Consider the following 11,257-nt stretch of genomic DNA (forward strand, 5'->3'; position numbering starts at 1 on the left):
CCGCAGCCGGGCACCTATGTTCTGGTGACGAAGCTGGACAACAAGTCCAGCAGCAAGACAGTCTTCGAACTGCGCTAGCGGAACCCTGGCTTGAGGAGGCTAGAGGAACCGGTCCAGCAGGCTGGTTTCGGCAATACGGGACAGGCCTTCGCGGATGACCCGGGCACGCTGTTCGCCAATGCCGTCCACCGCCATAAGGTCGTCGATGTTGGCGGCCATCAGCGATTGCAGACCACCGAAATGGTCGACCAGACGGTCTGCCACCGCCCGCGGTACCGACTTGACCGCGGCCAGCAGCCGGTATCCGCGCGGCTGGACCACTGCGTCCAGGGAATCCTGCCCGGCCTGGATGCCGATCACACTGGCAACGCGGCCCAGGTCGATCAGGTCGTTCGAGGTGAAACCGCGCAGCGTCTGCAAGGCGGCGGCGACGTCGATGCCGCCCTTGATGTCCGCGTAGTCGCGCAGGATCATCTCGCTGTCCGGGCCGAGCCCGGAAGTCAGTTCATCCAACTGCAGTGACAGCAGGCGCCCGTCCACGCCAAGTTCCAGCACGTACTGGGAGATTTCATCGGAGATGCGGCGCACCATTTCCTGCCGCTGCAGGGTCACCGCTACGTCCCGCACGGTGACCATGGCCTCGATCTCCAGCGCCGAGAGCGAACCGGTGACCTGGTCCAGCCGGGCACGGTAGCGCTCCAACGTGGCCAGCGCCTGGTTGGCCCGGGCGAGCACCGGCTCGGAGCCCTCCAGGACATGCCGGATGCCCTCCACATACAGCGCGATGATCTGCATCGATTGGCTGACCGAGATGACCGGCAGCCCGGTCTGGATGGCGACCCGTTCCGCGGTGCGGTGCCGGGTGCCCGACTCCTGGGTGGGGATGGAGGGGTCCGGGACCAGCTGCACGGCGGCCTTGACGATGTTCGCCGCGTCCTTGTCACAGACGATGGCCCCGTCCATCTTCGCCAGCTCCCGCAAGCGGGTGGGAGAGAACTCGATCCCGATGTCGAAGCCACCGCTGCTGATGTTTTCCACCTGCTGGTCGTAGCCGAGCACGATGAGCGCTCCGGTCCGCCCGCGAAGAATCCGTTCCAACCCGTCGCGCAGCTGCGTTCCGGGCGCTACGCGGGCCAGCGTCGCCTTGAGGGCGACCTCGGGGCTTTTGACCATGTGGGGCGTTTCCTTAAGGCGGGCGGGCATGGGGAGGGGGCCGCCGTCCGGGCAGCCCCAGGCTCCATGATAGTGCCGGATACCGGCTATCCTTCTCCTCCCGCGCTCAGCGGAACAGCGTGGACAGCGCTTCGGAGACGGTGTGAACTTCCTTGACGGTGAAACCAGCGGGGACCTGGCCTGCTCCGTCAGGAGATGCCGGGACGATCGCGTGCGTGAACCCGAGGCGTTCTGCCTCCTGAATGCGGCGGCCGATGCCGGGCACCGGCCGGACCTCCCCGGCCAGGCCGACTTCTCCGAAGGCGATCAACTGCGCCGGCAGCGGCTGGTTGGTCTTCGCCGAGGCGATGGCCAGGACCGTGGCCAGGTCGGTGGCCGGTTCGCTCAGCCGGACCCCGCCCACCGTTGCCACATAGCTGTCGTCCTTGTGCAGCGACATGGAAGCGCGGCGCTGCAGCACGGCCATCATCATGGCCACACGGGAAGAATCAAGCCCGCTGGTGGCACGACGCGGCTGCGCGTTGGAGGTCTCGGCCAGCAAGGCCTGCACCTCGGCCACCAGCGGCCGCCGGCCCTCCAGCGTCACGGTGATGCAGGTGCCGGAGACCGGGTCCTTGGTCCGGGACACGAACAGCCCGCTCGGATCCGTCAATCCCTCGATGCCGCCCTCGGTCAGGTCGAAGCAGCCCACCTCGTCGGTGGGGCCGTAGCGGTTCTTGACCGCACGCACCAGCCGCAGGCGCGAATGCCGGTCGCCGTCGAACTGGCAGACCACGTCCACCAGATGCTCCAGCAGCCGCGGCCCGGCGATCGAGCCGTCCTTTGTCACGTGGCCCACCAGAATCGTGGTCATGCCGGTGCTCTTGGCAGCGTTGATTAGCGAGGCCGCCACCTCGCGCACCTGGGTCACTCCTCCGGCCGCGCCTTCCACGGCGCTGCTGCTCAGGGTTTGGACCGAGTCCACGATCAGCAGCGCCGGCTGGAGCTGCTCCACGTGGCCCAGCGCTATGCCCAAGTCTGTTTCGGCGGTCAGGTAGAGGTTGTCCGCCACCGCTGAGATCCGCTCGGCCCGGAGCTTGACCTGCGCCGCTGACTCTTCGCCGGTGACGTACAGCACGTCGCGGTCTAGCCGGGCCACCCGCGCCGCCACATCCAGCAGCAGGGTGGACTTGCCGATGCCTGGTTCACCGGCCAGCAGGATGACCGCACCCGGGACCAGCCCGCCGCCGAGCACCCGGTCGAGCTCGCCGACGCCGGTGGCGCGGAAGGCCGCCGTGGTCGCATCGACGTCGGCGATCCGCTCCGCCGGCCGGGAGACCGAGGCCGCGGCGGTGGTGCGAGCCGTCACCTGGGCGGCCTCTTCGACAGTTCCCCACGCCTGGCACTCCCCGCACCGGCCCACCCATTTGGCCGTGCTCCAGCCGCACTCGGCGCAGCGGTAGGCAGGGGCTTTGGAACGGGTCTTGGTGCTCATGCACCCACAGTAACGGGGGCGGAGGACAATCAGAGTTTGGGCAGGTAGGACGTCGCGTCGTCCTGGTCGAGCCCGGCGGCCTTGAGCAGGTCCACCATGAGCGGCCTGAAGACCAGCACCAGGCTCTCGCCCTCCAAGCCGGTAATGCCGAGGGTTTTGGGATGAAGGCGCATGGCAACCGCGGCCAGATCGTTCCGGGCTCCCGAGAGCAGGCGCTCGCGGGCGCCGGGGTCCCGGCCGGAGAGGCCGCCTGCGAGGATTTCGACGGCGTCGGCGGTCTCTTGAAGCACGTCGGAGAACGCCGCGATCGCGTCGTCGGTCATGGCTGCGTGGTTGATGACGGAGGTCATGCGCCGGGAGAAGACCCGGCTGTTGCGCATGGCCAGGTCCGCCATTTCAGCCGCATCCTGCAGGTCCCCCACTTCATCCCGGTGGCGGCGGTAGGCGGGAGAAATCCGGGCGACCTCCTGCGCCGAGGAGAAGCTGCCACGGACATCGTCGATCAGGGACTGGCTGGCCCGCGCCCGGACCAGGGCGTGCCAGGCCTTGGTGGAGTCGCTGTGGGCCAGGGCATCCGAACACTCCCGCAGTACCGAGGAGACCTCATCCAGCAGCCTCTGCAGCTTGGAACGCGGTTCGGAGCGCGGATCGCCGGGAATCAGCATGGTCACGACCAGCGCGAAGGCGCCGCCGATGACGGCATCGAGGCTGCGGGTGAAGGGTCCGCCGGACGGTGCCGGCAACAACACCACCAGCACTGACTGGAGAGCCATCTGGGTGGTGAAGATGCTGCCGCTGTCCAGGAACCTGGCAAGCAGGATGGAAACCAACAGCACCAGGGCCGCCTGCCAGATGCCCGGGCCGAGGAAGTGGAGCAGCAGGTCCCCGACGGCGATGCCCAGCGTGCAGCCAAGAGCGACTTCGAGCACTTTGCGCACCCGCGGTCCCTTGGCGAAGCCAAGAGCGATGATGGACGAGGTTGCGGCGAAGAGCGGGCCCTCGTGTCCCAGCACCTGCTCGGCCACCACGTAGGCGGCCACGGCGCAGAAGGTGATCCGCAACGCCGGCATGAGCGAGGACTTGCTGCGGCTATAGCCGGCCCGCCCGCGTCTGCGCAGGAACGACCGGGCATCTGCCAACCGGGTGCCTGCGCTCATGCTCCCAGTCTAGGCGGGGCCAGCCGGGCCTCCGGCCGGACGGGGGGCCCCTAGTATGAGGATGCTCACGAAGACAAGACCTGCGCGCCGCCTGATGGGAAACCGTTCGGTCTTGTTCACCTTGCGTTCACTTTTACCGGGCACATTCTTTACGTGGCGCCCATAGCGTCAAAGGTGCAAGACGCCAGGGCGGAGGGTACGTCCGGTCGTCCTGATCCGTTCTCACCCTGAAAGGGACCATACACGTGAAGGCACTTCGCATCGGCCGCGCGGCCGCCGTCCTCTCAGTTGCCGCACTGGCGCTGACAGCCTGCGGCTCCGACAACGCCACCGGCAGCCAGGCCGCAGCCGGCAGCACCGAGTCGGCTGCAACCGTTTCCGGAACGCTCTCCGGCGCGGGCGCTTCGTCGCAGGACTCCGCCATGCAGGCCTGGATGGCCGGCTTTACCGCGCAGAACCCCGAGGCCAGCGTGCAGTACTCGCCGGACGGTTCCGGTGCCGGCCGCGACGCGTTCCTGGCCGGCGGCGTGCAGTTCGCCGGTTCGGACGCGTACATGGACGAGGAAGAATGGGAGCAGGCCCGGCAGGTCTGCGGCCCCGACGGCGCCATGCACATCCCGGGTTACGTTTCCCCGATCGCTGTGGCCTTCAACCTCGAAGGCGTGGATTCCGTCAACATGGACGCCGGGACCATCGCCAAGGTCTTCCGCGGCGAGATCACCACCTGGAACGACGAAGCCATCGCCTCGCAGAACGACGGCGTGGAGCTGCCCGACACGCCCATCACCGTGGTCCACCGCTCCGACGAATCAGGCACCACCGAGAACTTTGTGGAGTACCTGGCTGCCGCTGCCGGCGACGTCTGGACCGACGAAGTCTCCGGCGACTGGCCCGCCAAGCTCCAGGCCGAAAACGCCCAGGGCACCTCCGGTGTTGTCTCCGCCACCACCGCGACCAACGGTGCCATCACCTACGCCGACGCTTCCGCCGTCGGGGATCTGGGCCTCGTGAAGGTCAAGGTCGGCGAGGAATACGTGGAGTTGAGCCCCGAGGCTGCTGCCAAGGCCGTAGAGGTTGCCACGCCGGTCGAGGGCCGCAGCGACGTGGACATGTCCCTGGACCTCAAGCGGGACACCACCGAGTCGGGTGCCTACCCGATCGTGCTGGTTTCGTACCACATCTACTGCTCGACTTATGCTGATCAGAACACCGTGGACCTGGTGAAGGCCTTCGGCAATTACGTGATCAGCGAAGAAGGACAGCTGGCGGCCCAGGACTCGGCCGGCAACGCGCCGATTTCCGACACCCTGCGCGAGCAGGCCAAGACCGCTATCGACTCCATCTCGGTGAAGTCCTAGTCCTTATCGAAGTCCGGTTGGCCCCGCGCCGTCGCAGTTTGACGCGCGGGGCGCAGCCGTGTTCCGTCCCGGCGAGATTGCCGGGGCGGGTTGAACCCGCAAGACTGGCAGAACAGCCAGGCGAAGTACAGAAGGAACCCGAAGGGTTGTGAAGTGTCCCAAACAATGACCGAGACCGGCACGGGCCGCGCCGGTGACAAGGTCTTTTCCGGCCTTGCGCTTGCCGCGGGGTGCCTGATCCTCTTCGTGCTGTTCTGCGTGGCGGCGTTCCTGCTCTGGCAGGCCTTGCCGACGTTCGGGGCAGACCCCGCCAAGATCACCGGCGGGAACGGCTTCTGGGGCTACATCTGGCCGATCGTCATCGGCACGCTGATCGCCGCAGCCATTGCCCTCCTGTTGGCGACCCCGGTCGGCGTGGGCGTGGCGTTGTTCATCTCCCACTACGCCCCGCGCAGGCTCTCGCAGAGCCTCGGCTATGTGGTGGACCTCCTGGCGGCCATTCCCTCGGTCGTCTATGGAGCCTGGGGCATGACGGTACTCGCCCCGGCGCTGGTGGGGCCCTACACCTGGCTGGCGGAAAACGCCGGCTGGATTCCGATCTTCGCCGGCCCGGCCAGCCAGACCGGCAAGACCATGCTGACGGCCGGAATCGTGCTGTCCGTGATGGTCCTGCCGATCATCACCTCGCTCAGCCGGGAGATCTTCCTGCAGGCACCCAAACTCCATGAGGAAGCAGCCCTCGCCATGGGCGCCACCCGCTGGGAAATGATCAGGATGGCCGTCTTCCCGTTTGCCCGGCCCGGCGTGATCAGCGCCGTGATGCTGGGCCTGGGCCGCGCGCTCGGCGAGACCATGGCGGTGGCCATGGTGCTCTCCGGCGGCGGACTCATCGCCAGCCTGATCAAGTCGGGCAACCAGACGATTGCCGCAGAGATCGCCTTGAACTTCCCGGAGGCGTACGGCCTGCGGCTGTCCGAACTGATCGCCGCCGGCCTGGTGCTGTTCGTCATCACCCTGGCCGTGAACATGATCGCCCGCTGGATCATCAGCCGGCACAAGGAATTCTCGGGAGCCAACTGATGTCCAAACTGCTCACTGACACCCCGGCTCCGACCAGGCGCAATACGCTCACCAAGAACCAGCTGCCGGGCTGGGCCATCTGGGCCGTCGCAGCCGGTTCGCTCATCCTGGGCGCCGCCGTCTCGTCGCTGATCGGCTTCAGCCTCGTGTCCTGGGCCTTGCTCTCGGCCGTGATCTTCGTGATCGCCGGCTACGTGGTGACGCTCTCGGTGGAGGGCGCCCGCAAGGCCAAGGACCGCTTCGCCACCAACCTCATCTGCGCGGCATTCATCATCGCCGTCGTGCCGCTGATCTCGGTGATCTGGACCGTGCTGCAGAACGGCATCGCCGGGCTGAGCTACAACCTGATCTTCACCTCGATGAACGGCATGACCGGCATGATCGACAACGACACGGTGGCGAACGGCACCGATGTCCTCGGTGGCGCCTACCACGGCATCGTCGGCACCCTGCTGATCACCCTCTGGGCCACGATCATTTCGGTGCCGATCGGCTTGCTCACGGCCGTCTATCTGGTCGAATACAGCTCCGGCGGCCCGCTCTCGCGCGGCATCACGTTCTTCGTGGACGTCATGACCGGCATCCCCTCGATCGTGGCCGGCCTGTTCGCCGCCGCACTGTTCGGAATGATTTTCGGGCCGAGCACCCGCACCGGCTTCGTGGCCGCCGTCGCGCTCTCCGTGCTGATGATCCCGGTGGTTGTTCGCTCGACCGAGGAAATGCTCAAGATCGTCCCGAACGAACTTCGGGAAGCGTCCTACGCGCTGGGCGTGCGCAAGTGGCGCACCATCCTGAAGGTGGTGGTGCCGACGGCGATCTCCGGCATCGCTTCCGGCGTCACCCTGGCCATCGCCCGCATCATCGGCGAGACCGCCCCGCTGCTGGTCACCGCAGGTTTCGTCAACAGCATCAACTGGAACGTGTTCGGCGGCTGGATGACCACCCTGCCCACCTTCATCTACCGCCAGCTGATGAATCCGACCTCGCCCACCAATGTGGACCCCAGCATGCAGCGCGCCTGGGCAGCGGCCCTGATCCTGATCATCTTCGTGATGCTCCTGAACCTGGCCGCCCGGCTGATCGCGCGCATCTTCGCCCCCAAGACCGGCCGCTGAGCCAGAACCAAAGAGAAGGAACCCCCCATGTCCAAACGCATTGACGTCAAGGACCTGAACGTCTACTACGGCAACTTCCGAGCGGTGGAGGGCGTCAACATCAACATCGACGCCCGGTCCGTGACAGCGTTCATCGGCCCCTCCGGCTGCGGCAAGTCCACCTTCCTGCGCACCCTTAACCGGATGCACGAGGTGCTGCCCGGCGCCCGGGTGGAGGGCGAAGTCCTGCTGGACGGCGACAACCTCTACGGCCAGGGCGTTGACCCGGTCGCGGTGCGCAGCCAGATCGGCATGGTCTTCCAGCGCCCCAACCCGTTCCCCACCATGTCCATCCGCGACAACGTGCTGGCCGGAGTCAAGCTGAACAACAAGCGGATTTCCAAGTCGGACGCGGACGCGCTGGTGGAAAAGTCGCTGACCGGCGCCAACCTGTGGAATGAGGTCAAGGACCGCCTGAACAAGCCCGGTTCCGGCCTCTCCGGCGGCCAGCAGCAGCGCCTGTGCATTGCCCGCGCCATCGCGGTTTCCCCGCAGGTCATCCTGATGGATGAGCCCTGCTCCGCGCTGGACCCCATCTCCACGCTGGCCATTGAGGACCTCATCGAAGAACTCAAGACGGAGTACACCGTGGTGATCGTGACCCACAATATGCAGCAGGCAGCCCGCGTGTCGGACAAAACGGCGTTCTTCAACATCGCCGGCACCGGCAAGCCGGGCAAGCTGATCGAATACGGCGATACCCCGTCCATCTTCAGCAACCCCACCGAGAAGGCCACGGAAGACTACGTCTCCGGCCGCTTCGGATAAAGCGCCGCACAGGCCGCTTCGGGATAGGCCTCCGCACGGCCGGAACGACGGCGGAGCCTGACCCTTTGGGCGCGGGGCACCGCCGTCGTTGTGGTGAACGGGAGTCCCCGCCGTCGCCGTGTTCAGGAACGCCAGCGTGAAGGCCGCCAACTGGCTGGCGGTACCGTCCCTGGCCGGTTCGGTTAGAGCAGCGGATCCAGGGCCAGCAGCAAAATGCCGCCGAGAAGCGAGGTCACCAGCAGGGTCAGCACCCAGGTGGCCAGCACGCGGATGGCCACCCGCCAGCGCACCGCGTGCATCCGCTGCGTGGAACCGGCGCCGAGGATCGCGGCGGTCATGGTGTGCGTGCTGGAGAGCGGCATCTGCAGGCCGATGGCCCCGATGAACAGCATGGCGGAGCTGACGCCCTGGGCGGTGGCGCCGTGCAGGGGATCGATCCGGACCAGCCGCGACCCGAGCGTGTGCGAGATCCGCCAGCCGCCGAAGAGCGCGCCGACGGCCAGCAGCACCGCCGCGAACAGCTGCACCCACAACGGCATCTGGTGGTCGGAGGCATATCCGGCCGCCGCCAGTCCCAGCAGCACCACGGCCATGGTGCGCTGTCCGTCCTGCAGCCCATGGCCCAGCGAGAACGTGCCGGCAAAGACCGCCTGGGCCAGCCGCGTTGTTCGGCCTACCTCGCGGGGAGTCCGGTACCGGGCCAGCCAGGTCAGCGGGACGATCGCCAGGTAGGAGAGCAGGAACGCCACCAACGGGGACAGCAGCAGCGGCAGGATCAACTGCCCCCAGATGGGGTTTTCCGTGGCACTGATGTTCTCGCCGCCCAGCAGGGTGGACGCCGTCCCCGCGCCGATCAGGCCTCCGAGCAGCGCGTGCGTGGACGACGACGGCATCCGGTGCCACCAGGTCAGCACTCCCCACGCACAGGCGCTCAGCAGCCCCGCCAACAGGATCGCTAGTCCGGAGCGCCCATCGGGCAGACCAATCCAGCCGGTACTGATCGCCACGGCCAAGGTGCTGGAGATCAGCGCACCGGCCAGGTTGCAGACGGACGCCAGCACGACGGCGATGCCCGGGGTGAGTGCGCGGGTGCGCACGGCGGTGGCCACCGCGTTGGAAACGTCATGGAAGCCGTTAATAAAGGCGAAGCAGCCTGCGAATGCGACTACCAGCACCAGGAGGAACAGCTCCACCTACGATTCCTTGACCAGGATCTGACCCACGTGGTGGGACGCCTGGCGCAGGGTTTTGGTGGCGGCTATCAGCTGGTCGGCCACGTCGCGGTGCCGGGCCAAGGTGGCACCCTTGTGTTCGGACAAAAGCTCGGAGACCCACACCCGGTGGGTGCGTTCGGCCCGCTTGGCCAGCCGGACCATCTCGATGCAGTACTCGTCGAGGTCCTCCAGGGAGTTCAACCGCGGCATGGCGTCCCGGGTCATTTCCGACATCCGTCCGATGACTTCCAACTGCTCCGATGCCCGGCTGGACAGGCGCTTGACCCGGTTCAGGGCGATCAGCTCCGCGGCGCCGTCAAGGTGTTCGAAGGTGTGCACCAGATGCAGTGACAGCTGGAACATGTCCTCGCGGGGGAGCGGGTTGACGAAGCTGGTGCGCAACGTGGTCAACAGCGCGAACCGCAGGCGGGAGACGTTGGCGTCGCGGTCGTGCAGTTCTTCGGAGAGCTTGTCGTAGTCGTCCGCAGGTGCCCCGAGGATCTCCGAGAGGGTCTTAACTCCCGCCATCAGCTCGGCTGCTGTCTGGGCGAGCAACTCGAGGCTCTTGGTGTCCTGGGGGAAGAGGCTTAGCTTCATGTCACCGGCGGTTTTCTCACTGGTCCGAACAGCGGAAGGGAAGCATCCGCCGTGCCTAGATTAGCGCCTCTGGGTGAACAAAAATTAATGGTGCCGAACTGGGAGCGCCTCTCGGCGGAAGGCCGCTCGAGGCGGCTAAGAGTTGGAGCCCGGGGCTGCCACAGTTCGACACCACCTTCAGTTTTCTACGCCTCACAGCGGATGTCAACAGCCCCGAAAGACCCAGGAAAAACGTGTCAGCGGACGGGATGTGTGGTAAACGCGCGCGTCATGTTCAAAGGCGCTTTCCGGCCGCTGCCGTTGTCACCGCGGCAGCGCTGCGGGGCAGCAAATCAAACTCCGCGGCGGGCGGGTGTCAGTCGAGTTCGCCGCGGCGCCAGGCGGCAGCAGCTGCTTCCAGATCCTCGGCGGTCTTCACCAGGCGGTGGGAGTTCAGCGTGAGCTTGGTGGCATGGTTCTCGTTGGCTGGCTCTGCGGAGTCGGCGTGATGAGTCTGGCCCAGGGCTACGATCCGGCAAAAGGCCGCCGAGCGGTCCAGCGCGACGTCGAAGTCGCCGTCGAAGGCCCCGGAAAGGATGGTGTCCGCCATGGCCCGGACCTCGTCCGCACCGGGTGGCTCGGCGACTCCCGCGATGACCTTTGACACTTCCGCCGATGCGGTGCCCGCCTTGAAGAAGGCTGCCAGTTTGTCCGGATTCGCTTGGGCTGCCGCCCGCAGGGCGTAAAGGCGCCAGAGCGCCCCCGGCAGGGACCGGGCAGGGCTTTCGGACCACATTTCCGCTATGGCCTCCAGGCCCTGCTGGTCGGCCAGCTTGACCAGGCGCCTGGTGACTTCCGGATCATCCGATCCGCGGCCGCGGTGGACCAAAGCCTGGGCCGCAAGATGGGCGGCCTCGGAGACGCGTGCCGGGTCGGCGCCGCCGGCGAAGTCCTCGAAATCCAACGGGGCAAAAGGCTTCGGCTTGTGCGGCCGGGGGACATCGTTTCCGTTGTTCGGGCTCATATCTCGACCTTACTCCGGCCCCTGACGCCGGTACAGAGAGGCGCCGGGTCCCGGCGCCCGGGCGTCTCAGGGCACCTCAGCAGGTCCGTGGCCGCACCGGGAAACGGCCGCCGGCGAAACGCAGCAGCCCGGATTCGAATGCGTGGCAGTGCGTGCGATAAACTAGGCACTGGCCAAAATCCGGCCTTGCTCAGGTTCCATCTTGAGCGAAGCGGAATGGCTGGCGGGCCTTTAGCTCAGTTGGTAGAGCATCGGACTTTTAATCCGCGGGTCGCGGGT

Annotated in this window: 10 protein-coding genes; 4 read left to right on the forward strand and 6 right to left on the reverse strand. The window is 66.7% G+C overall.

The window, feature by feature from the left end; genetic code table 11:
* Window positions 1-99: 99 nt before the first annotated feature.
* The 3 genes from disA to AC5RWT_RS29300 all read right to left on the reverse strand — a co-directional run bounded on the left by disA (window position 100) and on the right by AC5RWT_RS29300 (window position 3,804).
* Window positions 100-1,173, reverse strand: a complete 1,074-nt coding sequence (gene disA, locus AC5RWT_RS29290; RefSeq protein ID WP_494083269.1) for a DNA integrity scanning diadenylate cyclase DisA — start codon at window positions 1,171-1,173, stop codon at window positions 100-102.
* Window positions 1,174-1,279: 106 nt separating this feature from the next.
* The gene (radA, locus tag AC5RWT_RS29295) at window positions 1,280-2,647 is read right to left on the reverse strand and encodes a DNA repair protein RadA (RefSeq protein WP_494083270.1); all 1,368 of its coding nucleotides are present in this window, start codon (window positions 2,645-2,647) and stop codon (window positions 1,280-1,282) included.
* 29 nt (window positions 2,648-2,676) lie between these two features.
* Complete coding sequence (locus AC5RWT_RS29300; RefSeq protein WP_494083271.1) at window positions 2,677-3,804, reverse strand: FUSC family protein; 1,128 nt, start codon at window positions 3,802-3,804, stop codon at window positions 2,677-2,679.
* A gap of 245 nt (window positions 3,805-4,049) precedes the next feature.
* Here AC5RWT_RS29300 and pstS point away from each other — a divergent pair, with 245 nt between their 5' ends.
* From pstS to pstB, 4 genes are all read left to right on the forward strand, one after another.
* Window positions 4,050-5,162, forward strand: coding sequence for a phosphate ABC transporter substrate-binding protein PstS (gene pstS, locus AC5RWT_RS29305; RefSeq protein ID WP_493969364.1), 1,113 nt, complete (start codon window positions 4,050-4,052; stop codon window positions 5,160-5,162).
* A gap of 165 nt (window positions 5,163-5,327) precedes the next feature.
* On the forward strand, window positions 5,328-6,242 hold the full coding sequence (pstC, locus tag AC5RWT_RS29310) for a phosphate ABC transporter permease subunit PstC (RefSeq protein ID WP_493969799.1): 915 nt from the start codon (window positions 5,328-5,330) through the stop codon (window positions 6,240-6,242).
* Window positions 6,242-7,357 carry a phosphate ABC transporter permease PstA gene (gene pstA / locus AC5RWT_RS29315; protein ID WP_494083272.1) on the forward strand — a complete coding sequence of 372 codons (1,116 nt, stop codon included), beginning with the start codon at window positions 6,242-6,244 and terminating at the stop codon, window positions 7,355-7,357. Before pstC ends, pstA begins: the two co-directional genes overlap by 1 nt.
* Window positions 7,358-7,384: 27 nt before the next feature.
* The gene (gene pstB, locus AC5RWT_RS29320) at window positions 7,385-8,164 is read left to right on the forward strand and encodes a phosphate ABC transporter ATP-binding protein PstB (RefSeq protein WP_494083273.1); all 780 of its coding nucleotides are present in this window, start codon (window positions 7,385-7,387) and stop codon (window positions 8,162-8,164) included.
* Between the two features lie 182 nt (window positions 8,165-8,346).
* Here pstB and AC5RWT_RS29325 read toward each other — a convergent pair whose 3' ends face one another.
* The 3 genes from AC5RWT_RS29325 to AC5RWT_RS29335 all read right to left on the reverse strand — a co-directional run bounded on the left by AC5RWT_RS29325 (window position 8,347) and on the right by AC5RWT_RS29335 (window position 10,978).
* Window positions 8,347-9,357: an inorganic phosphate transporter gene (locus AC5RWT_RS29325; protein WP_494083274.1), complete on the reverse strand. Its 1,011-nt coding sequence runs from the start codon at window positions 9,355-9,357 to the stop codon at window positions 8,347-8,349.
* The gene (locus AC5RWT_RS29330) at window positions 9,358-9,975 is read right to left on the reverse strand and encodes a nuclease PIN (protein WP_493969368.1); all 618 of its coding nucleotides are present in this window, start codon (window positions 9,973-9,975) and stop codon (window positions 9,358-9,360) included.
* A 355-nt stretch (window positions 9,976-10,330) separates the two neighbouring features.
* Window positions 10,331-10,978 (reverse strand): hypothetical protein, encoded by a 648-nt coding sequence (locus AC5RWT_RS29335; RefSeq protein ID WP_493969369.1) that lies wholly within the window; start codon window positions 10,976-10,978, stop codon window positions 10,331-10,333.
* Between the last annotated feature and the right edge of the window lie 279 nt (window positions 10,979-11,257).

Source organism: Arthrobacter sp. Dra40 (assembly GCF_059091905.1).

Bases quoted from the DNA above. Each gene is read 5' to 3' on its own strand.
- disA (WP_494083269.1), bottom strand. From the start codon at position 1,173: ATGGTCAAAAGCCCCGAGGTCGCCCTCAAGGCGACGCTGGCCCGCGTA.
- radA (WP_494083270.1), bottom strand. From the start codon at position 2,647: ATGAGCACCAAGACCCGTTCCAAAGCCCCTGCCTACCGCTGCGCCGAG.
- AC5RWT_RS29300 (WP_494083271.1), bottom strand. From the start codon at position 3,804: ATGAGCGCAGGCACCCGGTTGGCAGATGCCCGGTCGTTCCTGCGCAGA.
- pstC (WP_493969799.1), top strand. From the start codon at position 5,328: ATGACCGAGACCGGCACGGGCCGCGCCGGTGACAAGGTCTTTTCCGGC.
- pstA (WP_494083272.1), top strand. From the start codon at position 6,242: ATGTCCAAACTGCTCACTGACACCCCGGCTCCGACCAGGCGCAATACG.
- pstB (WP_494083273.1), top strand. From the start codon at position 7,385: ATGTCCAAACGCATTGACGTCAAGGACCTGAACGTCTACTACGGCAAC.
- AC5RWT_RS29330 (WP_493969368.1), bottom strand. From the start codon at position 9,975: ATGAAGCTAAGCCTCTTCCCCCAGGACACCAAGAGCCTCGAGTTGCTC.
- AC5RWT_RS29335 (WP_493969369.1), bottom strand. From the start codon at position 10,978: ATGAGCCCGAACAACGGAAACGATGTCCCCCGGCCGCACAAGCCGAAG.